This is a genomic window from Mycetocola saprophilus, from assembly GCF_000718085.1.
Taxonomy (GTDB): Bacteria; Actinomycetota; Actinomycetes; order Actinomycetales; family Microbacteriaceae; genus Mycetocola; species Mycetocola saprophilus.
On sequence record NZ_JOEC01000001.1, the window covers coordinates 526,077 to 549,014 of the forward strand.

General features: G+C 67.3%; 16 protein-coding genes. 9 read left to right on the forward strand and 7 right to left on the reverse strand.

Annotated features, from left to right (window positions below):
• Nucleotides 1-14: 14 nt before the first annotated feature.
• The 3 genes from IE92_RS17080 to IE92_RS0102375 form a co-directional block, all read right to left on the reverse strand.
• Nucleotides 15-884, reverse strand: coding sequence for a methylated-DNA--[protein]-cysteine S-methyltransferase (locus IE92_RS17080; RefSeq protein ID WP_162178479.1), 870 nt, complete (start codon nucleotides 882-884; stop codon nucleotides 15-17).
• Nucleotides 885-1,189: 305 nt separating this feature from the next.
• A complete protein-coding gene (locus IE92_RS0102370; RefSeq protein WP_245601200.1) occupies nucleotides 1,190-2,734 on the reverse strand; it encodes an APC family permease in 1,545 nt (514 codons plus the stop codon).
• A 177-nt stretch (nucleotides 2,735-2,911) separates the two neighbouring features.
• A complete protein-coding gene (locus IE92_RS0102375; RefSeq protein ID WP_081863815.1) occupies nucleotides 2,912-4,450 on the reverse strand; it encodes an MDR family MFS transporter in 1,539 nt (512 codons plus the stop codon).
• Between the two features lie 82 nt (nucleotides 4,451-4,532).
• On the opposite strand from IE92_RS0102375, the gene IE92_RS0102380 reads away from it, so the two are divergent.
• From IE92_RS0102380 to IE92_RS0102395, 3 genes are all read left to right on the forward strand, one after another.
• A complete protein-coding gene (locus IE92_RS0102380; RefSeq protein WP_030143281.1) occupies nucleotides 4,533-5,687 on the forward strand; it encodes an exonuclease SbcCD subunit D in 1,155 nt (384 codons plus the stop codon).
• A 33-nt stretch (nucleotides 5,688-5,720) separates the two neighbouring features.
• Nucleotides 5,721-9,005 carry an AAA family ATPase gene (locus IE92_RS0102385; protein ID WP_030143282.1) on the forward strand — a complete coding sequence of 1,095 codons (3,285 nt, stop codon included), beginning with the start codon at nucleotides 5,721-5,723 and terminating at the stop codon, nucleotides 9,003-9,005.
• 164 nt (nucleotides 9,006-9,169) lie between these two features.
• Entirely contained in the window at nucleotides 9,170-10,651 is a 1,482-nt protein-coding gene (locus tag IE92_RS0102395) for a glyceraldehyde-3-phosphate dehydrogenase (RefSeq protein WP_043321302.1), read from the forward strand.
• A 169-nt stretch (nucleotides 10,652-10,820) separates the two neighbouring features.
• Here the strand turns inward: IE92_RS0102395 and IE92_RS0102400 are convergent, their stop codons facing one another.
• Nucleotides 10,821-11,657: a hydroxymethylpyrimidine/phosphomethylpyrimidine kinase gene (locus tag IE92_RS0102400; RefSeq protein ID WP_030143284.1), complete on the reverse strand. Its 837-nt coding sequence runs from the start codon at nucleotides 11,655-11,657 to the stop codon at nucleotides 10,821-10,823.
• 157 nt (nucleotides 11,658-11,814) lie between these two features.
• Between IE92_RS0102400 and IE92_RS0102405 the strand changes: the two genes are divergently transcribed.
• Nucleotides 11,815-13,620, forward strand: coding sequence for a BCCT family transporter (locus tag IE92_RS0102405; RefSeq protein ID WP_081863845.1), 1,806 nt, complete (start codon nucleotides 11,815-11,817; stop codon nucleotides 13,618-13,620).
• Here the strand turns inward: IE92_RS0102405 and IE92_RS0102410 are convergent.
• Nucleotides 13,617-14,639, reverse strand: coding sequence for an MBL fold metallo-hydrolase (locus tag IE92_RS0102410; protein WP_030143286.1), 1,023 nt, complete (start codon nucleotides 14,637-14,639; stop codon nucleotides 13,617-13,619). The genes IE92_RS0102405 and IE92_RS0102410 overlap by 4 nt on opposite strands.
• A gap of 373 nt (nucleotides 14,640-15,012) precedes the next feature.
• Here IE92_RS0102410 and IE92_RS0102415 point away from each other — a divergent pair, with 373 nt between their 5' ends.
• The 5 genes from IE92_RS0102415 (at nucleotide 15,013) to IE92_RS0102435 (ending at nucleotide 20,806) form a co-directional block, all read left to right on the forward strand.
• Complete coding sequence (locus tag IE92_RS0102415) at nucleotides 15,013-15,903, forward strand: hypothetical protein (RefSeq protein WP_030143287.1); 891 nt, start codon at nucleotides 15,013-15,015, stop codon at nucleotides 15,901-15,903.
• 417 nt (nucleotides 15,904-16,320) lie between these two features.
• Complete coding sequence (locus tag IE92_RS18690) at nucleotides 16,321-17,547, forward strand: ABC transporter ATP-binding protein (RefSeq protein ID WP_051701501.1); 1,227 nt, start codon at nucleotides 16,321-16,323, stop codon at nucleotides 17,545-17,547.
• A gap of 86 nt (nucleotides 17,548-17,633) precedes the next feature.
• Nucleotides 17,634-18,947: an ABC transporter substrate-binding protein gene (locus IE92_RS0102425; protein ID WP_051701502.1), complete on the forward strand. Its 1,314-nt coding sequence runs from the start codon at nucleotides 17,634-17,636 to the stop codon at nucleotides 18,945-18,947.
• 123 nt (nucleotides 18,948-19,070) lie between these two features.
• Complete coding sequence (locus IE92_RS0102430; RefSeq protein ID WP_211250747.1) at nucleotides 19,071-19,994, forward strand: carbohydrate ABC transporter permease; 924 nt, start codon at nucleotides 19,071-19,073, stop codon at nucleotides 19,992-19,994.
• Between the two features lie 8 nt (nucleotides 19,995-20,002).
• Nucleotides 20,003-20,806, forward strand: coding sequence for a carbohydrate ABC transporter permease (locus IE92_RS0102435; RefSeq protein WP_245601201.1), 804 nt, complete (start codon nucleotides 20,003-20,005; stop codon nucleotides 20,804-20,806).
• A gap of 102 nt (nucleotides 20,807-20,908) precedes the next feature.
• On the opposite strand, the gene IE92_RS0102440 is transcribed toward IE92_RS0102435, so the two are convergent.
• Both IE92_RS0102440 and IE92_RS0102445 read right to left on the reverse strand, forming a co-directional pair.
• Nucleotides 20,909-21,883 carry a zinc-dependent alcohol dehydrogenase gene (locus tag IE92_RS0102440; RefSeq protein WP_030143292.1) on the reverse strand — a complete coding sequence of 325 codons (975 nt, stop codon included), beginning with the start codon at nucleotides 21,881-21,883 and terminating at the stop codon, nucleotides 20,909-20,911.
• On the reverse strand, nucleotides 21,883-22,695 hold the full coding sequence (locus IE92_RS0102445; RefSeq protein WP_051701503.1) for an IclR family transcriptional regulator: 813 nt from the start codon (nucleotides 22,693-22,695) through the stop codon (nucleotides 21,883-21,885). The genes IE92_RS0102440 and IE92_RS0102445 overlap by 1 nt, the downstream gene beginning before the upstream one ends.
• Nucleotides 22,696-22,938 lie beyond the last annotated feature (243 nt).

The window sequence follows — 22,938 nt, forward strand, 5'->3', positions numbered from 1 at the left end:
TGGTGTTTTCCGAGTCATTCGTCAAACACCCCCTCGTGGGTCAGCAGGGCGTGCTTCACCCAGGTGCCGGCGATGTGCCCGCCCAGGCTACCGTCGGCGTGAATCACCCGATGGCAGGGGAAGATAATCGGCACCGGGTTGAGCGCGCAGGCGGCCCCCACCGCGCGCATGGCCAGGGGGCGCCCGGTGGCTGTGGCAAGCTCCCCGTAGCTCACGGTGGCACCGTAGCGGAGACGGGGAAGGAACCCCAGCACCTCACGGTGGTAAAGACCGAAGGGCCCGAGGTCGATGGGAAGATCGAATCGACGTCGTTCGTGGGCGATGTATTCGCCCAGTTGTTTCACCGCTAGTTCCACATGGCGACGTGAGCGTTCGGGCGCGATACGCAATCCATCGGCCAGCCTGCCCAGGGTGGGGCCGCCTCCGGATTCAAGAAACGAGAGGCGTACGACCCCGGCCGCCGAGGCCAGCACCGTAAGGGTTCCCCAGGGGGAGGAGAGCGAGGCTTCGTGGGCATCCAGCACCGTCCCGTGACGCGCGCGGGCGGGATGGGCAGCCCGGGTGCTGATGGCCGTGGGGATCCGCGGGAGCGGTGCCGGTGGACGGCTTCCGGCAAAGCCAACCGGGAGCGCCTCCGGGTCGGCGGGATCCGCCGGGGAGAACTTCACCCGCGAGCGTGAACGCTCTCGAAAACGTCCGTCTCGGATGAGGCGGTGCAGCACCGCGGTATCCGGGGTATCGGGAAGCGGGGAATCCGAGGAAGCGCCGGTGAGTCCGGGCGGGAACGGAATGGTCGGTGCCGGGCCCAAAACCGGTGCCGGGCCCAGAACCGGTGCCGGGCCCAAAACCGGGGACGGACTCGACACCGGGGGTGGACTCGACATCGGAGAAGGACCCGACCCCGGGAACGAACTCTGGTCTTTGGCCTGCTTGGGGTTTTCGGACTGCGCCCGGCTTCGGTCCGATTCCCGATCTTCGGGCGTGGGCTTCATGGTGTGCTCCCTGTGGTCTGCGTTCGCTACGCGGGGAGGCAGGGGCTCACGGGTGTGACTGTGGCGTGTGCGGGCCTAGTGATGCATCCCTCGGCGTGGTTGGTTGGAGTCCCAGTCCACCAGGGGTACTGAATTCACATCGAGGGTGGCCGCATATTGTGGAGAACTTTGCTGCGGGGTGAGGCTGTGGGCAACGTCTAGGCGCGGGAATCTGCCTCGCCAACATGCTCGCCGTCGCCGTCGCCGTCGCCGTCGCCCTGAAGCTCCGCCTGACGCGCGGCATGCGCCAACCCGGCCTCATGCGCCCGGTCATACTCCTCGGCGCTGAGCGCCCCCACAACCGAGTGCGAGCGGGAATACACCAGGTACCAGATCACCCCGATCACCATCCAGATCACAAAGACGATCCAGGTGTTGCTGCCCAGGCTCACCATAAGCCCCACACAGCACACAAATCCCAGGATCGGAACCACCGGATAGAGCGGCACTCGGAAGGCGCGCGGCGCGGACGGACGGGTGCGGCGCAGGTAGATGACCGCGAGGTTGACCAGGGCGAAGGCAAACAGCGTCCCGATGCTGGTGGCATCGGCCAGCTCACCCAGCGGGATCAGGGCGGCGGTGATCGCCACGGCGATGCCGATGATCAGCGTACCGGCCACCGGGGTGTGGCTCTTGGCGGAGATCCGCTGGAACACCCGCGGCACCATGCCGTCGCGGGACATACTCATCAGGATGCGCGTCTGACCATAGAGCACGGTGAGAACCACGCTGGCGATCGCGATCACCGCACCGATGGCCATGACCAGGGTGATCCAGGGGGTGTGGGTGATCTCATCCAGAATGGCCGCGAGCGTGGGGCCGTTCTCGGTGAACTCGGTCCAGGGGTGGGCACCGAGGGCGGCGATCGCCACCAGGATGTAGATCACGGTCACGATTCCGAGCGAGAGCAGGATCGCGCGCGGCAGATCCCGGCGCGGATTGAGCGCCTCCTCACCGGCGGTGGAGGCCGCATCAAAACCGATATAGGAAAAGAACAGGCGCGAGGCCGCGGCGGCGATGCCCGCGGTCCCCATCGGGGCCAGCGGCTCGAGGTTTCCGGCCCGGAAGGCGGTAAACGCGATCACGATGAACAGCAGCATGGTGGCAATTTTGAGGACCACCATGATGGTGTTGACGGTGATCGATTCGCTGGTACCGCGCACCAGCAGGAACATCGCAATCAGGACCAGGGCGGCCGCGGGCAGGTTCACGATGCCGCCGGCATCGGGCCCGGCCACCAGCTCACGCGGAAGCTCCAGTCCAAAGACTCCCAGCGCGTCGTTGACATACTCTCCGGCGCCCACGGCCACGGCGGCCACCGAGACCGCATATTCGAGGATCAGACACCACCCACAGACCCAGGCGAGCCCCTCACCCAGGGTCGCATAGGCATACGAGTAGCTGGATCCGGACACCGGGACGCTGCCGGCCATTTCGGCATAGGACAGCGCCGAGAGCATCGCGGTGAATCCGGCCACGATAAACGCGATCCAGACGGCGGGCCCGGCCATCGGCACCGCGGTGCCCAGCACCACAAAGACTCCGGTTCCCAGGGTCGCGCCGATGCTGATCATGGTGAGCTGCCAGAGCCCGAGGCTGCGGCGCAGGGCGGGCTGGGATCCATCCGAGAGTGGGACGTCGATGGGCCGGCGGCGGGTCAATTGAGCGGCCAGGCCGAGGGTGGGACGGGGTGCAGAACTCACGGAGGTTTCCAAGCGATGAATGAATAGGAAGAGAATAAGTCTCGCAGACAACCGCGGAAGCCGCGTTATCCGGTCCGACCCGGTGCGGTCGATACCTCCGAAACGCGGCCCAAAAACACGCATCGCGTGGACATTCCAGATGTCCACGCGATGCGGGTGTTGCGATGAGTATCCGGGTCAGTGACCCATCGGAGCCTCACCCTCGGGCAGATCGGCGGGCTTGCCGATGAAGGGGGCGATCAGGATCAGTGCGGTGGCGATGCAGGCACCCACCAGGAACGCCTGGGAGACACCGCCGGCCACGGCCGCGCCCGCGGTGGCACCGCCGGCCACCAGCGCCTGGGTCTGAATCGACAGGATGGTGACAAACAGGGCGGTACCCACGGCACCGGCCACCTGCTGCACGGTTCCCACGATCGCACTGGCGTGGGAGTAGAGCGCGGGCCGAACCGCGCCCAGGCTCACCGTAAACAGCGGGGTGAACAGCAGCGCGAGGCCGAGGCTCATCACGATGTGGGCGCCCAGCAGGACCCAAACCGAGCTGCCGGCGGCGGTGCCCACGGTGGCCAGGAACCACAGGGCACCGGCGACGATGATCGAACCCGGGATCATCAGCGGACGCGGACCCACCCGGTCAAACAGGCGACCCACAAACGGCGCCATCAGGCCCATGACCAGCCCGCCGGGGAGCATGAACAGGCCGATCTCGATGGTGTCGAGTCCCAGCACATTGGTCAGGTAGATCGGCAGCAGGATGATGGTGCCAAACAGTGCGGCCATGGCCACCACCATCATCAGGATGCCGGCGGTGAAGGTCGGCGACTGGAAGGTGCGCAGGTCCAGCAGCGCACGGTCACGTCGCGACAGCAGGATCTGGCGGATGATGAAGGCCGCCAGGCTCACGGCGCCCACCACCAGGGAGACGATCAGCGTGACGCCGCCGTCGGTGGTTTCCTCGGAGATGCGGCTGATGCCGAAGATCAGTCCACCAAATCCGAGGGCGGAGAGGATCACGCTGAACACATCCAGCGGAACCACGCGCGGCTCGGTGACGTTGGAGATGCTGCGGATGCCGATGATCAGCATGATGATCGCGATCGGGAGCACCAGACCAAACATCCAGCGCCAGCCCAGCGAGTGCAGGATCAGGCCGGAGATGGTGGGGCCGATGGCCGGGGCCACCGAGATGACGATGGACACCGAACCCATCATCCGGCCGCGTTTTTCGGCGGGGACTAGGGTCATCAGGGTGGTCATCAGCAGCGGCATCATGATGGCCGTACCGCTGGCCTGGACGATGCGGCCCAGCAGCAGCATCACAAATCCGGGGGCCACCGCGGCGATCAGGGTGCCCAGGGAGAACAGGCCCATCGCGGCGATGAAGATCGGGCGAGTATTAAAACGCTGCAGCAGGAACCCGGTAATCGGGATGACCACGGCCATGGTGAGCAGGAAGCCGGTGGTGAGCCACTGCGCTGCGGCAATGGTGATTTCGAGATCATGGGTGAGCGAGGGCAGCGCCACGCTCATGATGGTCTCGTTCAGAATCACCACAAACGCGGCGGCGATCAGCAAACCGATGACCCGATTATTGCGTCGGGTGTTTGCGACCTCGTCGGAGACGGGTGTGGTGGTAACAGATGACAAAAAGACTCTTCCTCTGGGGACATTCAGGGATAACGTACATTGTGCTAACGGTCTTGCCCGTGGGTTCATTCCGCAAAAGGGTAAAGCGGGGGTGAACTTTTTGGTGTGGCGAGCCGGGCAGGCACGGCTTCGGGCTCGGTATCGTAAGGGTATGAGACTACTGCACACCTCCGACTGGCACGTCGGTCGCAGCTTCCACGGGGCCAGCACGCTGGCAAATCTGGAGGCCGTGCTCGGCGAGCTTGCCCGCATCGTGACCGCGGAACGGGTGGATGTGGTGGTGGTATCCGGGGACATTTTTGATACCGGAACCCCCTCGGCCGCCGCCTATGCGGTGCTCGGGAATGTCCTGCGTGACCTGCACCGCACCGGGGTGCGCATCGTACTCACCTCGGGCAATCACGACTCCGCCCAGCGGCTGGGGTTCCTGGCCGAGTTCACGGCGAATGCCGGGGTGTATGTGTGCACCGATCCCGAGGCCCTGGATGTGCCGATCGAACTGGCCGATGAGTATGGTCCCGTCCTGATCTACGGCATTCCCTATCTGGAACCCGCGCTGCTGCGCTACCGCTTTCCCGATGCCGATCTGCGCGGGCAGGAAAAAACCATGCGGTTTGCGATGGAACGCATCCGCGCCGATATCGCCACCCGGCCGCCGGCCCGCACGGTGATTGCCGCCCACTGCTTTGCCTCGGGGGCCAGCGGGGGAGACGGGGAACGCGACATCACCGCGGGTGGCATCGAATCGGTCCCGCTGGATGTGTTCGACGGGGTGGACTATGCCGCCCTGGGCCATATTCACGGCCGAGCCACCCTGCGCGAGCACGTTCGCTACAGCGGTGCCCCGCTGCACTATTCCTTTTCCGAGGTGAACAAGCCCCGGGGTGGGTGGATCGTGGATCTGGACGGTGCCGGTCTCTCCGAGGTGCGCTGGGTGGATCTCCCGATTCCGCGCCCGCTGGCCGTGCTGCGTGGCACCCTCGAGGAGATTCTCGCCGATCCGGCGCGGGAGGGGGTTCGCGAGCACTGGGTCGCCGCGATCCTCACCGATCCGGTGCGCCCGCTGGACCCGATGCGTCGCCTGCAGGAACGTTTCCCCTTCGCGCTGACCCTGGAACACGCCCCGGAAACCGCGATCGTGGACACCTCCACGAGCTATGCGACCCGGGTGCGTGAGCGCGGGGACGGAGAGATCATCGCCGGGTTCCTGGAACTCGTCCGCGACGGGGTGGGTCCCGACGCCGAGGAGCGGGCGCTGATCGACGATCTGATCCGTGCCGAGCAGCGCCGTGAACGCCAGGAATGAGCCGATGAATTTGAGACTGCAGGAGGGTGTGGCATGAGGATTCATCGCCTGAGCATCACCGGATTTGGACCGTTCCTGGACACCCAGGAGGTCGACTTCGACGCGTTCGCCGCCGAGGGGCTGTTCCTGATCGCCGGGAAGACCGGGGCCGGGAAGTCCAGCATCCTGGATGCGATCTGTTTTGCGCTGTACGACGGTGCCCCGCGCTATGACGGCACGCCGGGAAGGCTGCGCAGCGACCACTGCGGCCCCGGGGATCCCACGCTGGTGGAACTGGAATTCAGTACCGGGGGCGAGCGGTATCGGGTGCGGCGCTCGCCGGGATATGAGCGGCCCAAGTCTCGGGGTGCCGGAACCACGATGCAGAAGCCCACGGCGGAGTTGGCGATCCGGCGTGCCGACGGCTGGGAGGTGCTGTTTGCTCAGCCGCGCGAGGTGGGCAAGGAGCTGGCCGAGATTATCAAGCTGCGGCGCGAACAGTTCCTGCAGGTGATCCTGCTTGCCCAGAACCGGTTTGGCGAGTTTCTGCGCGCGCAGAGTTCCGAGCGGCTGGAGCTGCTGCGGACGCTGTTTGGAACCGCCCGTTTTGATCACTATGAACGGGACATCTTCGAGCGGATGCGCGCGGCCGAGGGAGTCCTCTCGACCCGAAAGTCGGCCGCCGAGGCGCTGGCCGCACGGGTCGGGGAGGTGCTTCCCAACCAATCCTCCGCGGACAACTCCGGGGTGGGCTCCGCGGATAACCTCGGTGACGCCTCCGTGGACAACTCCGGTGACGCCTCCGCGCAGGGCGCGGCACCCGGCCCCGGACAGCCCACCGACTCGTCCACGCTGCCCCCGATGCCCGCGGTTCCCGATGCGGACTGGTTTGCGCGGGCACGCGAGGTGTCGGCGGCGGCGGTTGCCCGCACCGAGATTGCGCTGGGTGTGGCCGATGCCCGCCAGCAGGAGGCGCGGGAGGCGCTGCGTGAGCGCGAGGCCCTGGCCGACCGGCAGCGCCGGCTGAGGGCCGCGCGCACCGAGTTTGCCGCGCTCGAGGAGCGTTCGACCGAGATCGACGGCGAGCGGGTAACCCTGGAGGCCGCCGATCGGGCGGCGCAGGTTGAGCCCCTGGTGCACCGCCTGAACGCCGCACGGGAAGCCCGCGCGGCGATCGAGGACACCCACACCGCGCTGATCCGCGAGGCGGAAGCGGTGAAAGCAGCGAAATCCGCGGACGTCACGGACCCGGCCGCCGAGGCTTCGAGGACGGTCGGTGTGGATCCGGCACCCGAGGTGACGCCGGAAAATGGAGCACGCACCGCCGAGGCACCGGCCGATTCGCGGACCGAGGACTCCGCCACCGCGCACACGGAATCCGCAGACCTCAGCCTGGTTGCCGATCCCGCGACCCCCGAAGATGCCCTGACCGCGATCGCCGAGCGCCGCACCCGCCATCTGGGCCGCCTCGAAGCCGAAGCGAAGGCGGGCCGCGAGCTGCCCACCCTCCACGCCCGGGTCGCCACCCGAACGGAAGAGGAGGAAGCCGCGGCGAGTGCGCTGACCCGCGCCCAGGAGCGGGGAGTGGCACTGCCCGCCGACCTTGCCCGGGCGCGCGAGTCCCGAAACGAGACCGCCGCGCGAGCCGCGCGCCTGGATTCGCTGCTTGCGGAGACTCAGTCTCTGAGCGCACGGGCCGAGGCGCTGAGCGCCCTGATCGCCCTCGGCCCGACCCTCGCATCCGCCCGCGAGGATGCCGACCGGGCCGAGGCGGCTCAGCGGGAGGCGTCCGCGCATCAGCGTGCGGTGCTCCGGCGTCGCCTGGCCGGGTTTGCCGGGGAGCTGGCGGCCGGGCTGGAAGCCGGGGAACCCTGCGCCGTCTGTGGAAGCACCACCCATCCGCATCCGGCCGAGGCATCCGCGGATGCCGTGGGGGAGGAGGATGTGACCGCCGCCGAGGCGAGGGTTGCCGAGGCCGCCCGCGCGCTCGCCGTCGCCACCTCGACCCTGGGGGATCTGGCCCAGAATCGCTCGGCGCTGAGTGCCCGGGCCTTCGGTTCGGCCGACGTGCCCGAGGACCTCGACGCCGCGCGGCACGCGCTGGTCGCCGATCTCGCCGAGGCCACCCGCACGCGGTCCGAGGCCGAGCAGGCGGCCCGGGATCTGCCCGCACGGGAGACCGAGATTCTGGCCCTGGAAGCCGAGCAGAATCGGGTTGATGCGGTGATCGCCGAGGCCCGAGATGCCCTGGCGGCGGCCGCGTCGGCGCGGGCGAGCGCGCAACACGCGGCGGAGGACCTGTCTCGACGCCTGTCCCTCGCCCACGTCGGCTATCCGGATCTCCCCGCGGCCATCGAGGCGGTCACGCGCGCGCGGGACCTGGCCCGCGATCGTGCCCGAATCATGGGCGAGCGGGTCCGGCTCGAAGCCGCGGTGGAGACAGCCCGGGACGAGCGAAACCTGGCGCTCGCGGCCAGCGGGTTCTCCCGCGAGGAGGACTGGGCCGCCGCCCGTCGCGCGGACCGCGAGCAGATCCGCGCCCGCATCACGGCCCATGATGCCGCCCTGGCCGCGGTGTCCGGTCGGATCGATGCCCCCGACCTCGTGGATCTGCCGGCCGAGCCGGTGGACGTGGGCGAGGCACGCGAGGCCGAGCACCTCGCCGGACTGGACCGTGACGCCGCCGCGAGCGCACATCACGATCAGCGCAGCCGGCACCGGGACCTGGACACCCTCCTCGCCTCCCTGGCCGAGGCCCAGGCCGACATCGCCGAGGAACTCACCGCCTTCGAGCGGCTGCGCGCCCTGGCCACGGTGCTGCGCGGCGGGGAGAATAACGCCCGTCGCATGCGCCTGGAAAGCTTTGTCCTGGCCGCCGAGCTGGAGGAGATCGTGCGGGCGGCCAACCTGCGACTGGCCGAGATGAGCGCGGGCAGGTTCCGGCTCGAACACGACGACACCGTGCAGCACGGACGCGGCCAGTCGGGCCTCGGGCTGGTGATTTTTGACGGGTTTACCGGAACGCCGCGGGCAACCCAGTCGCTCTCGGGCGGGGAATCCTTCCTGGCCTCCCTGGCGCTCGCGCTGGGGCTGGCCGAGGTGGTCACCCAGCGTGCGGGCGGCATCACGCTGGACACGCTGTTCATCGACGAGGGATTTGGATCCCTGGATGCCGAGACCCTGGACACCGCGATGGCCACGCTGGACGGGCTGCGCGCGGGCGGTCGCACCGTGGGCGTGATCAGTCACGTCCCGGCCATGCAGGAGCGGATTCCCGCCCGGCTGAACGTGCGGGCGAGCGGTGCCGGTCCCAGCCGGATCGATCTGGCGGAGGGATGAGCGGAAACAGATTTAACCTCGGTTTAAGAATCGCGTTTCTTGACGCGCAATAAGTCGAAAAACTCCTGCGCCCCCTCGGGGCGTTCCCCTAGTCTCGGGTCATGGCCTTACCGGCCAGAGCGTGGAGCTCCCACACCCAGGGAGGCTCGGAGAAGAGGAGAAGCGTGGACATCGACATCCGTGAACATCGTCGCCGATGGTTGGCCCAGGAGGCCGCCGCCGATCGCATCGTTTCCCGGGTTGGTTCCCTCTATCGCGACCACGGAGTCGTGACCTCCCTCGGCGGTCGCCGGCTGATCGGGCTCGCCTCGATCGACGTGCTCGGCACCCTCACCCGCACCGCGACCCACCCCGACGACCTGACCGGCGTGGATCGCGAGCTCGCGGATCTGGAGCTGATCCTCGACGCCCTGGCCGAGATTGCCCCGGGCCCGGTCTCGCTGGACCTCACCGCGCTGAGCGCCGGCTGGCGAGGTGCCGGGGGAGCGGATCCGGTGCGACACCTGCGCGAAAGCCTGGATCTGCCGGTGGGCATCCCGGGCACGGTGGATACGGAAGCGCCCGACGGGGTCGAACCCCGCGACGTGGTGCTCTATGGATTTGGGCGGATCGGACGCATCCTGGCCCGCCTGCTGATCACCCACGCGGGCGGCGGCCACGGGCTCCGTTTGCGGGCCATCGTGGTGCGCCCCGGGGGCCCGGGGGACCTGAATAAGCGCGCCAGCCTGCTGCGCCACGACTCGGTTCACGGGGACTTCCCGGGCACGGTGACCGTGGATCCCGAGGGCAAAAGCATCCTCGCCAACGGCACCCTGATCCGGGTTATTTACGCCGCCGAACCCGAGACCATCGACTACACCGAGTACGGGATCACCGATGCGATCATCGTGGATAACACCGGTCGCTTCCGCGATGCTCAGGGGCTTGAACGCCACCTGGTAGCGCCGGGTGCCGCGCGAGTTTTGCTGACGGCCCCCGGTCGCGGCGACATTAAAAACATCGTTTTTGGGGTGAACGACGCGGTGATTGCGCCCGAGGACCGGATCCTCTCGGCCGCGTCCTGCACCACCAACGCGATCACCCCGGTACTCAAGGTCATCAACGATGTCTACGGGGTGCGTCACGGACACGTGGAGACCGTGCACTCCTTCACCAATGATCAGAACCTGATCGATAATTTCCACACCGGGGATCGTCGTGGACGCTCGGCCGCGCTCAACATGGTGCTCACCGAGACCGGCGCGGCCACTGCGGTGGCGAAGGCCCTGCCCGAGCTGACCGGGAAGCTGACCGGGAGCGCGATCCGGGTGCCCACCCCCAACGTGTCGCTGGCGATCCTGAACCTGGAGCTTGAGCGTCCGGCTACCCGAGACGAGGTCAACGAGCGCCTGTTCCAGGTTGCCGCCGCCTCGACCCTGCGCCAGCAGATTGATTTTGTGGCCGAGCCGGAGCTGGTGTCCAGCGACCTGGTGGGCTCACACCGCGCGGGCATCGTGGATGGTTTGGCCACCATCGCCCGTGATACAAACCTCATCCTGTACGTCTGGTATGACAATGAGTTCGGTTACAGCTGTCAGGTGATGCGTGTGCTGGAGCGCATCGCCGGTGCGCACCCGCGGGTTCTGCCCGCCCGGGTGCCGGCTTAACCGCGCATCGCCGAAGCGCAAACGGCGACCGGGTCCCATCCTCCCGACAGAGACGGAGGGTGGGACCCGACAATTCTTGATGGCGTGGGCATCCCCGCACCATACGCATCGGGCCCCGGGCTCCTCGGCAATCGAGGAGCCCGGGGCCCGATGTTCTGTGCCTGAAGGACTAGGCGGACACCGCGGCGCGAGCGCCACCCTGCCACAGTGCGTCAAACGGAGCGTTCGAGGACACCCGGGCGGCAATCCCGGCGGTTACAAACGCCTTGGCGGTGCGGGCGGCCTCGAGCGGGGTCGCGCCCTTGGCCAGCTCGGCGGTGATCGCGGCGGCCAGCGAGCAGCCGGCACCCGAAACGGCGACCTCGCCCACCTTGGGGGCGCTGAGAATCTCGGTGACGGTGCCGTCGTAGTAGACGTCCACGGCGTCGGGGCCGGCGATGCGCACGCCACCCTTGGCGAGGACCGCGGCACCGGAGATCTCGTGAATGATCCGGGCGGCCTCGGTCAGGTCCTCAACCGAGGTGATGGTGATGCCCGAGAGCGACTCGGCCTCGAAGTGGTTGGGGGTCACGAAGGTGGCCAGCGGCAGGATCTCGGCCTTGAGGGCCTGGTCGGTGTCCAGCGCGTGACCGGGCTCCTGCCCCTTGCAGATCAGCACCGGGTCGAGGACCACGTTTTTCCAGTCCTGGTTCTGCAGGGCCGAACGCACGGTGGAGATGGTGGTGGGGCTGCCGAGCATGCCAATCTTCACGGTGTCGAGGGATCCGGCGTAGCAGGTCTGGATGGCCTCAAGCTGGTCGGCAATCACGCCGGCATCCACCGGAACGAAGCGGTGGTTCCAGTTGTCCTTGGGATCGAAGGACACGATGCAGGTCAGCGCGGTGATGCCGTAGACACCGAGTTCCTGGAAGGTCTTGAGGTCGGCCTGCGCACCGGCGCCGCCGGTGGCTTCGGATCCGGCAATGGTCAGGGTGATCGCGGGACGCGGGGCGGTTTCGAAAGACATGCCCTTATCTTAGAAGGTAGAACCGTGCCAATCTGGCGGCGAAAACGTGCCAATTTCCACCCGGTGGTCGGTCCGAATCCCCGCATATGCGTCATCCGCAGCGCCCGGGTTTGGGAAATAACGGCCGATTGTAGCGCGATTCGTTACGCTAGTGCGCATGACTACCGTCGAGAAATCTCCGCCGTTTAGTCGCTGGGTCTTCTGGCCCGCAGCGATTATTGTCATTGTTTTTGTGGCCTTCGCGATGATCGCGCCGGATGTGGCCGAGTCCACGTTCGCCTCGATTCAATCCACGATCGTCAAGAACTTCAACTGGTACTACGTCCTCATCGCCGCCTTCTTTGTGGCCTTCTGTCTCTGGATGGGCTTCGGGAAGTTCGGCGACATCAAGCTGGGTAAGGACGAAGACGAGCCCGAGTTCTCCCTGGGATCCTGGTTCTCCCTGCTGTTTGCGGCGGGCATGGGAATCGGTCTGGTCTTCTACGGGGTCAGTGAGCCGCTCAGCCACTTCGCCAATCCACGTCCCGGAGTTTCCGGCACCGACGCACAGATCGCCCAGCAGGCGCTCTCGCAGACCTACCTCCACTGGGGTGTGCACGCCTGGGCCATCTACGTGGTGATCGGATTGGCGCTGGCCTATGCGATTCACCGTCGCGGTCGCCCGATCTCGATCCGCTGGGCCCTGGAACCGCTGCTGGGACGCAACGTTCGCGGCGGCTGGGGCAACCTGATCGACGTGATCGCGCTGGTGGGAACCATGTTTGGTGTCGCCACCTCGCTGGGCTTTGGTGTGCTGCAGATCGGCGCGGGCCTCGAACACGCGGGCCTGTTTAAGTCCACCGACTTTAGCAACGTGATCATCATCGTGGTGATCACCGGTGCCGTGCTCTTCTCGGTACTCTCGGGTGTCTCCAAGGGCATGAAGTGGCTCTCCAACACCAACCTGATCCTGGCCGCCGTGCTGGTGCTGTTTATCCTGATCGTCGGGCCGACCCAGTTCCTGCTGCGCGACTTTGTCCAGTCAATCGGTAACTATCTGCAGAACTTCATCGGGCTCTCCTTCAACGTGTCGGCGTTTGCCGGGGCCGAGGGTGAGGCCTGGCAGGCATCGTGGACAACGTTCTACTGGGGCTGGTGGATCTCCTGGGCACCCTTTGTGGGCATCTTTATCGCGCGGATTTCGCGTGGCCGTACCGTCCGTGAGTTCATCACCGGTGTGATCCTGGTTCCCACGCTGATCACGTTCCTGTGGTTCAGCGTGCTGGGTGGTACCGCGATCTTCCAGGCTCTCAACGGGGGTGGCGGGCTGATCGGCCCGGGCAACTCGGTGGATGTGGAGGGTGCGCTCTTCCAGATGCTGAACAACCTGCCCGGTGGATCCGTGCTCACCATCGGTGCCATCATCCTGATCGCAATCTTCTTTGTCACCTCCGCCGACTCCGGCGCGCTGGTGATGGGCATGATCGCGACCGGCGGCCAGGCCGAGCCCAAGCGCTGGATCCGGGTGTTCTTCGCCTGTGCCTCCTCGCTGCTGGCCATCGCCCTGCTACTGACCGGCGGGCTGGAGGCGCTGAAAACCGCGGCGATCATCATCGCCCTGCCCTTCAGTGTCATCATGCTCGGGATCTGTTGGTCCACCGCGATCGCCTTCAGACGCGAGAATCGCCTCTACGACAAGGCGCGACGCTCGGCGTTTGTGAACCAGATCGGTGACCACTACGGCCTCGAGGTGGATAAACCCAATGAGGAGGGCTCGCTGCCGCGGATGGGGGCACGCTTCCTGCGTCGCCGGCGCGGGCTGCCCCAGGTTCCCGTGGCGACCAGCGCGATCGACATCATGGCGCAGAGCCCGGCCGACGCCGGGGTGACCCTGGTGGCCGGCGACTCCGCCGAGGCCGGGGAGACATCGGCGGGCGTCGCCGACGGATCCCCGTCCACCGATGATCCGCAGGCCGAACGCTAGCCAAACATCAGCGCGATTCCGGACCCCGTGTTCTCCATGAGCACGGGGTCCGTGTTGTGTGTGCCACGCACCGCCACCCCGGTGACCGCGCGCAGCCGGGCCCAGTAGTCGGCGTTCAGGCGTGCGTGATCGGTGTTGGCGGAGGCCAGCAGGGCGCGCGGTTCAAGCTCGGCGAACCACTCGGGGGCCGGCCCATCGTCGCCGCCGTGGTGGGGGAGCAGCCAGAGCGCATCGTGCAGGACGCCGTCGTGGTCGCGAGACCGAATATCGTCCCAGTGGGAGCCCTCGCCCGCGTGATCCCCGGCAAAGATGATCGCGCCGCCGGGCAGACCGGGGGCCGCGGGTGCCCCCACCGAGTGCAGCGCAAACACTGCCGATTCGGCATTTGCCTGCTCGGAAATCTCGTGGATGAGTGCCTCGATGCGCGCGGTGCCCGCGGGGGTTTGCGCCGCGGCCGGTGTGATCTCGGCGAGCGCCGCCACCAGTGCCGGGGTCTCCAGCGCATCGCCGGCCACCGGATACAGTCGCTCGAGTCGGAGCCCGAATGGGCCCGGTGTCTCCCAGATCACCGGGTCCGACTCGGGGGAGAAGGGCAGCAGGGTGGTGCCGCCGTCACTCAGAATCCGGGTCAACTCGGCAAACTCGCGCAGCGACTGAATCTGGCCATCCGGGGAATCCACGTGCGCATCGGAGCGGAACCGCGCGCGCCAGTCATCGCCCATCGGGGGTTCGGCGATCTGCGGATAGGGGAGGTGGGCACGCGACACCGGTGCCACGCGGGCGAGGGCGAGCAGTCCCTGCACGTGATCGCGGTGCAGGTGGGTGAGGATCAGGTCGTCGATGCGGGTGATGCCGTGTTCGCGCATCCAGGTGACCGGATCGGTGCGCACCGCATACTCGCGGCGGGCGCCCCCGTCGATCACGGTGACGCCGTGGGCGGTGCGGATGATCGCGCAGGAACCCTGGCCCACGTCCAGGACGTCGACGCGCACGGGGGCGGGGAGGGCGAGTGTGGTCATCGGGGGCCTTTCCACGGAGGAGTAATAGTGGGGAGTGAGTGAGTGAGCGTAAGGGCGAAGGTGAGGACGGGCGTCGGCCCACCGGTTTCCGGCCGGGCGGTGCGCCCAGTGTGACGGGTGTGGGTGGACACCGGGTTAACGGGTCGCCCGCTGCCAAACATGTGTTTGGCAGGACCAACCCGCTCGGCCCAACTTCGGCGTCATTTCTCACGCCCGAGCGCCGGGCTCCTGTGGGCACACCGGACGTGCAGCGGGCGTTCATTTGCGCGCGTCCGGCAATTCACCGATCGGGACTGCCGGATACGTGCCCCGAACTGGTCTCCTGGGTGCAGGGCGCGACGGGCGTCCATCCACACACTCTTTGGAGAACACCGTGCAGAAAACTCGACTGCGTGCAGTCATTGCGATCGTTGCCGCAGCCACGATCGGACTCACCACTGTTCCGCAGGCCGCCTATGCCGCGACCTGGACCCGCACCGCCAAGTATGAGCGCTGGACCGGCTTCAACGCCCTCGAGCGCGGTCAGGGGATCGCCAACGACGGCACCTACTTCTACTACTCGGGCCTGATGAGCATGGTCAAAACCCGCATCAGCGATGACCACGAGGTCGCCGAGAACAACTTCGCGATCCCCGCGGACCTGTCGAACACCTTCAAGTCCAACCACATCGGCGACATCGCTTACCACGACGGTCTCGTGGTGGCACCGCTGGAGGACGGCAAGAACGGCTACCAGAACCCGCTGCTCGCGCTCTACAACGCCAGCAACCTCTCCTACACCGGCCGCTATGTAAAGCTGCCGCTGGACTCGCTGCCCGGCGGTGTGCCGTGGGTGGCCGTGGACGCCGCGGCCGGCCTTGTCTGGGTCGCTCCGTGGACCCAGCGCGCCGAGGAGGGCACCGATCGCCTGATCGCCTACCGCCTGAACGACCTGCTGACCGCGACTCCGGGGGCAACCCTGGCCGTGGACCACACGGTGAAGCTCTCGCGTCCGCTGAGCCGGATCCAGGGCGCCACGATGTACAACGGCGAGCTCTACGCCTCGGTGGACATCTCCGGCGACAAGTCGGTCTACTCGATCAACACCGTAACCGGTGCCGTGAACTGGCAGTTCAAGCAGGACGTGGAGCCCAAGGATGAGGTACAGGGCATCACCGCCGTGGACCTCGGACCGGCCGGCGGCCAGCTGCACGTGCTCAACGTGGGCTCGGGCCTGAAGTCAATCTTCATGTACCTGCAGCACTACACCGTCTCCGGACAGTAGGTTTCGCGGGGGACCGGTGTCCCCGCCGGCGCCCGGGCGGCCCGGCCGACGCATCCAGCGTCGGTCCGGTCGCCCGGGCGCCGTGCTGTCTGCGGGGAGGTCACCCCCTCCGGTTGCCCGGGCGAAGGTCCCTGTCCGGTCGCCCGGGTGCCGTGGCGTCCGCGCGGAGACTACCCCCGTTCGGGGCGCATATCTTTGGCCATTCGCCCGGGAATTGGCTGAGCGTCCGGGGTGTGTGTGCGGTCTGCGCACCCGCCTGTTCGGCAGCACCGAACCCCGACCCCGGGGCTTCATTCGACGTTCATTGCGTGGATGGGAACCGTACCCGGACCGGGCCTTGGTGCCGTGTCACTCTGTTTTGCGAAGGCGATCCCCCGTTCGCCCCTCCCGAACCAGTCACACCAGATGAGGACACCCGTGCCCGAAGTACTTCTCCGCTCGCTCAGCAAATCGTTCACCGGTACCCGCGGTGACCGCCACACGGTGCTGCACGATGTCGGGTTCACGGTCGCCGACGGTGAGTTCGCCGCGATCCTCGGCCCCAGCGGCTGTGGCAAGTCCACGACCCTGCGCATCGTCGCCGGCCTCGACCGTGCCGACAGCGGCGAGCTGCTCATCGGCGGCCGCGATGTCGGTAACGTCCCCAGCTCCGAGCGCGGCCTGGGCATGGTCTTCCAGAACTACGCCCTGTTCCCGCACCTCAGCGTCGCCGAGAACATCATCTTCGGCCTCAAGGTGCGCCGCGTGGGTAAGGCCGAGCGCAATGAGCGCCTGCTCGAGGCCGCCCGTCAGCTTCAGCTGGAGCCCTACCTGGACCGTCGCCCCGGTCAGCTCTCCGGAGGTCAGCGTCAGCGCGTGGCCCTCGGCCGGGCGCTGGTGGGCGGCTCGCGCCTGATCCTGATGGATGAGCCGCTCTCCAACCTCGACGCCCGCCTGCGTGCCGACATGCGCACCGAGATCCGCGAGCTCCAGCAGCGCCTGGGCCTCACGGTGCTGTACGTGACCCACGACCAGGTCGAGGCGATGACCATGGCCGATAAGGTTATCGTCATGCGCGAGGGCTTCGTGGACCAGATCAGCGCCCCCGAAAACCTCTACGCCCGGCCCGAGAACGCGCACGTGGCCCGCTTTATCGGCGCCCCGCCGATGAGCGTCATCGAGGCCCGTCGGGAGGGCGATGCCCTGCTGATCGGTGACCAGCGCATCCCCGCCGCCCACCTGTTTGCCCGCTTCGGACACGACCTGCCCGAGGAGGTGCTGCTGGGCATCCGGCCCGAGGACCTGACCCCCGGCCTCGGTGCCCCGTCCCGGCCCGAGGATCTGACCCCCGGCCTCGGCACCCCGTCGCGGCCCGAGCAACTGACCCCGGGCCTTGGTGCCCCCTCCCGCGCCGAGAACGTGGCCTCCGACACCGGCGCGCTGAGCCTGCCCGGCGTGCTGGAGCGCCAGGAGCTGCTCGGTGCCGACCGCCTGGCCACATACTCGGTGGGGGACCAGAACCTGCGGGTCCGCGTGCGCGCGGCCAGCACCCTGCCCACCATCTCCCAGCTCGGTGCGAGCCTCGACCACGTGCACCTCTTCACCCGCGCCGATCAGGTCCGCATCCCCGCGGCAATCCGCCCGGTCCTTGCCCAGGCGTCCTAACCCGGCCCGCGCCCCAAAACTTTTCCTCCCCGCAACACCTTCAATCACAACCCATCCACAAGGTTCCAGAAAGGACCCTATTTCCCATGTCTTCCCCGATCCGCAAGAAGCTTCTTGCCACGGCCGGTGCCGCACTCGCATTCGCCGTTGTGCTGACCGGTTGCTCGGCACCCGCACAGGCCGACGAAGAGGTAAGCATCGAGTTCTACTACCCCGACCAGGTGGGTACCCTGGGCACCCTGATCGACGGCTACCTCAAGGAATTTGCCGCCGAGCACCCCAAGATCAAGGTCAAGGGCGTCTACTCGGGCGACTACGACCAGACCCTCACCGCGGTCAACACCGCGATCGACGGAGGCAAGGCCCCCGCCCTGGCCATCATGGACCAGACCTTCGTCCTCGACCTGGTGGAGCGCGACGCGATCTCCAGCTGGGATGACTACCTCAATGACGACGAGAGCAAGAAGTGGCTCGACGGCTTCTACCCGCAGTTCATGAAGAACTCCACCGACAGCGAGGGCCACGTGTGGGGTGTGCCCTTCGCACGCTCGACCATCGTCCAGTACTGGAACAAGGACTACTTCACCAAGGCGGGCCTCGACCCCGAGCACGGTCCGGCCACCCGCAGCGAGCTGCTGGATGCCGCCCGCGCCACCCAGGAGAAGGGCGGATCCAAGTACGGTCTGTTCATCCCCACCTCCACCGGTACCGCCTACTGGCTGTACCAGGCACTGGTCCAGCAGGCCGGTGGCGACGGCGCAATCAGCAACGCCGACGGCACCAAGGTCACCCTGGACACCCCGGAGAACGTGAAGGCTCTGGAGTTCTGGGCCTCGCTGGGTGCCGAGGGTATCGCCCCGAGCACCGAGGTCGCCTGGTCCACCTCGACCGATGACTTCCTCGCCGGTCAGACCGCCATGCTGTGGACCACCTCGGGCCGCATGGGCACCATCCAGGACAAGGCCACCTTCGACTGGGGTGTGTCCGCACTGCCCAAGGACGTTGCCGCCGGCGCACCCACCGGTGGTGGCAGCCTGATGCTCTTCAACGAGGGGGTCTCCGACAAGCAGCGCGAGGCAGCCGTCACCCTGGCGAAGTTCCTCACCACCCCCGAGCGCGCCGCCGACGTGTCCGTCAAGTCCGGCTACATCGCGACCTCGGACGCAGCCTGGAACGACCCCGCCATGGTCGCCCACGTGAAGAAGTTCCCGCAGGCCATCGCCGCTCACGACGCCGCCCGCGACGCCATCCCCGAGATGTCGACCCTGGATCGTGACCGCGTGGTCTACCAGACCCTGGCCCCGGCGCTGCAGTCGGTCCTGCTGAACGGTGCCGACGCCAAGGAAGCACTCACCAAGGCTCAGGCAGACATCACCAAGATTCTGGCCGAGCACAAGTAACACCCCCGCTCGGCCCGGGGCTGCAAACCTCCGGGCCGAGCACTCGCACCACCCCACACCCCGTTCGGGGCGGGCCATCCCGCTCCGCCCCGAACACCCTCGAACCAAAGGCTGCCACCCGTCATGACCGACGCCCCCGCAGTCGCGCCTCCGACCGAACGTTCGTCGTGGAATCCCCTCCGCGCCGCCCGCAAACTCCCGGATGCCGGCTTCGCCTATTTCCTGCTCCTCCCCGCCTTCATCTTCCTGGCGCTGTTCACGGTGAAGCCGCTGATCGGCTCGATCATCGCCAGCACCCAGCCCCGCCGTGGCGACGGGTTTACCCTCGATAACTACGCCCGTCTGGCCACCGATGACGTCTTCCTGAAGGCCCTGGGCAACAACTTCCTGTTCTCGCTGATCACCGTGCCGGTGTCTCTCGGCCTGGCGATGCTGCTCGCGGTCCTGCTGCACCAGAACGTGCGAGGCCGCGGCTTCCTGCGCGCGGGTGTATTTGCCCCGGCGATCCTCCCGATGGTTGCCGTCGCAGTGATCTGGATGTATTTCTACCAGCCCAATATCGGCGTGATCAACTCGATCCTCGGTGCTTTGGGCCTGCCCACCCCCGACTGGCTGGGCGATCCCGGCCTGGTGCTGCCCTCGCTTATGGTCATGATGGTCTGGAAGGAGGCGGGATTCTTTATGCTGTTCTATCTCGCCGGGCTCCAGGGCATCGACCCCGAGCTCGAGGAGGCCTCGCGGCTGGAGGGTACGGGCAAGTTCCGCCACTTCTGGAAGGTCAGCTTCCCGCTGCTGATGCCCACCACGCTGTTTGCGGCGATCGTGGCGCTCTCGGATTCGATCAAGATGGTCGACTTCGTGTTTGTGATGACCCAGGGTGGTCCGGACAACGCCAGCAACCTGCTGCTGTTCTACATCTATAAGGTGGCCTTCGCCCAGCACTGGCCGCAGTTCGCCGCCGCCATTTCACTCGTGGTTGTGGCCGTGCTGGTGGCACTGGCCCTGATCCAGATCAGACTGATGGATCGCAAGATCCACTATCGCTAGGAGACATAGTGGATCGCATCCTCACCACCTCGGACCGGATCGAACGGGTTCTCGCCTGGGTCGCCGGCCTGCTCTGGATCGCCCCGCTGGCGTACGTGTTTGTGCGCTCGGTGATCGTGGAATCCCCCGGGGGGAGCCGCTTCGGCTTCGATAACCTCACAAACGCCTGGTCAGCCGCGCCGTTTGGGCAGTACTACCTCAACACCACGCTGCTGGTGGTGGGCATCACCCTGGCCCAGCTGGTATTCGGGGCGCTCGCCGCCTACGCGTTTGCACGGTTCACCTTCCCGTTCAAGAATGCACTCTTCGTGTTTGTTCTGATTCAGCTGATGATCTTCCCCGAAGTGTTCATGTCCGAGAACTATCGGACCGTGGCGGGCTTTGGGCTGCTGGACACGATCACCGGAATCGGCCTGCCGTATGTGGCCAGCGCGTTCTGTATCTTCTTCCTGCGCCAGGCGTTTATGACCGTGCCCAATGAGCTGGTCGAGGCCGCACAGGTGGAGGGCAGCTCGCGTCTGGGCATCCTCTGGAAGGTGTTCCTGCCGGCCGCCAAGCCCAGCATCATCGCCTACGCGCTGGTGTCGGTCTCGACCCAGTGGAACAACTTCCTCTGGCCGATGATCGTGGCCACCTCGGATGAGACCCGGCCGATCACCGTGGGCCTGGTGCGCTTCCTGGCCCCCGAAACCGGCATGGACTTCCCCAAGATGGCCGCCGGTACCGTGATCGTAATCGGCCCGTTGCTCGCGGCCTTCCTGATCGGTCAGCGCGGATTCATCAACTCGTTCCTGCGCTCGGGTATCAAGTAGCACGCACCACAAGAATCGCCGGGCTGGTTTTCCAGCCCGGCGTTTTTGTGTTGCCCGCGGATCACGGCGGGGAGCTCTGCGTGAACGTAGCCCGGCGGGAACCTACCCCTGCGGGATCTCCAGCACGATCTTGCCGCGGGCGCCTCCGGGGTGGCGCAGCGCGTCCACGGCGGCTACATAGTCGGTCAGCGCGAAGCGGTGGGTGACCAGCCAGCCCGCATCCAGGGTGCCGGCGTTGATCAGCTCCACCACCGAGCGCCAGGACGCCGAGGTTGAGGCGAAGCTGCCCAGCACGGTGAGGTCGGCGTTGATCAGCGCGTCCACATCCAGCGGGAAGCGGACATCCCGGCCCAGATAGCCGAGGAGCGCCAGGGTGCCCCCGCGCCGGGTCGCGGCAATCGCGGCGGCGACGCCCGCGGGGGAACCCGAGGCCTCGATCACCAGGTCGTAGCCCTTGGCCGCGCGCCGGGTGAGGAAGCGGTCCACCCCGGCGTGCTCGGCGAGGATCGCCTGCTCGGTGCGTAGGCCGCGCAGGTCCACTCGCTCGGGATCCCAGACGCGCGCGAGGGCGGCGGCGAGCAGCCCGATCGTGCCGTCTCCGATCACCAGGATGCGCGCCCCGGGGGCGGGAATCGCGCGCTCCATGGCTCGATAGACCACGCTCGCGGGTTCGGCGATCACCGCTGCCAGCGGATCGATACCCGGCGCGATCTCGTGCGCCAGGCTGCGCGGCACGGCCACGGCCGATGCGGCCGCCCCGTCCCGGGTGAAGCCCAGCTCGGCGTAAGTCGCGCACAGGTTTTCGCGGCCCTCGGCGCAGCGCACACAGGTGCCGCAGGGGATCAGCCCCTCGGTGACCACGGTGCGTCCGGCGGGATCAAGCCCCACCCACTCGTGCCCGAGGGTCAGCGGGTAGCGTACAAAGGCCGGGTCCACCAGGCCATCGATCAGGTCCAGGTCGGTTCCGCACAGCCCCACCAGCTGAGGCCTGAAGATCTCCTCGCCGGGACCCGCGACGGGCTCGGCAACCTCGGCCAGGTGCAGGGTTCCGGGGTGCGGGATTCGCAGCGCCCGCACTAGTCGCGTCCCCGCGGACGACCGGCGATCTGCGCGGTGATCTGCGCGGCAAATCGGCGCAGGATCCCGCCCAGTTCGCTCGCGCGGCGCTCGGGGGAGCCGGTCTTAATGGTGGTGACCGACAGGGCACCAAAGACGCCCCCGTGCAGTCCGAATACGGGTGCGCTCAGGCAGTAAACGCCGATCTCGTCCTCCTCATCATCGATGCCGAAGCCGCGCTCGCGGGTCCGGCGTAGGTCTTCCAAAAACCCGGGCACGGTGGTGATGGTGCGGCGGGTGCGTGCGGGAAGCCCGGTTTCCTCGGCGATGCGGATCGCCTCGCTCACGGGCAGGTGGGCAAGAATCGCCTTGCCGGCGGCGGAGGAGTGGGGGAGCTCGCGCACCCCCATCGGTGCATGGAAGCGGATCACACCGGGAGCATCCACCCGGGAGATGAACATCGGATAGCCATCATCGTTGATCGCCGCCCGCGCGGTCATCTGGGTACGCCGGGTCAGATCGTGCAGCACGGGCTTGACCAGCTCGGTGAGCGGGTGGGTCTCCACCGCCCGGTCGCCCAGGCGAACGAGGGTCAGGCCCAGCCGATAGCGGGGCCCGGGATGCACCTCGCGGATATAGCCCGCGTCCACCAGCGTGCGCGCGATCGCAAAGCCCGCGCTTTTGGACATCCCGGACAGGCGGGCGAGTTCGGTGAGGGTCAGCCCATCGGTTCCGGCTTCGGCAACCACGTCCACCACGCGCAGTGCGCGGGCGACGCTGGCCACCGTGTAGTCGCGGCGTTCGACGCCCTGGCGCGACGCGGGTTCGGACACGGTTTCCTCCTGATGGGTGCTGGGCCGAGGTCACTCTATGCCGCGGCGGCGTGCCGAGGTCCCGCCCGCGCGGGCTGATTCGAAGTGTTCACCCGGGCCCGCCGGGGCGGCGAGGATCGTTCACCGGTGCGTCTACTGGTGGCCACCTCCCGGCCACCAAACGCTGCTGCGATGGGTGTGCCGGAGTCTGACCGGTGCCGTCCCGGTCTTCCCCTCGGGTGCGCATACGCCCATCCCGTAGAC

Coding starts and splice junctions, on each gene's coding strand:
- IE92_RS17080 (WP_162178479.1), bottom strand. CDS start 884: ATGTCGAGTCCACCCCCGGTGTCGAGTCCGTCCCCGGTTTTGGGCCCG.
- IE92_RS0102375 (WP_081863815.1), bottom strand. CDS start 4,450: ATGAACCCACGGGCAAGACCGTTAGCACAATGTACGTTATCCCTGAAT.
- IE92_RS0102380 (WP_030143281.1), top strand. CDS start 4,533: ATGAGACTACTGCACACCTCCGACTGGCACGTCGGTCGCAGCTTCCAC.
- IE92_RS0102385 (WP_030143282.1), top strand. CDS start 5,721: ATGAGGATTCATCGCCTGAGCATCACCGGATTTGGACCGTTCCTGGAC.
- IE92_RS0102400 (WP_030143284.1), bottom strand. CDS start 11,657: ATGTCTTTCGAAACCGCCCCGCGTCCCGCGATCACCCTGACCATTGCC.
- IE92_RS0102405 (WP_081863845.1), top strand. CDS start 11,815: ATGACTACCGTCGAGAAATCTCCGCCGTTTAGTCGCTGGGTCTTCTGG.
- IE92_RS0102410 (WP_030143286.1), bottom strand. CDS start 14,639: ATGACCACACTCGCCCTCCCCGCCCCCGTGCGCGTCGACGTCCTGGAC.
- IE92_RS0102425 (WP_051701502.1), top strand. CDS start 17,634: ATGTCTTCCCCGATCCGCAAGAAGCTTCTTGCCACGGCCGGTGCCGCA.
- IE92_RS0102430 (WP_211250747.1), top strand. CDS start 19,071: ATGACCGACGCCCCCGCAGTCGCGCCTCCGACCGAACGTTCGTCGTGG.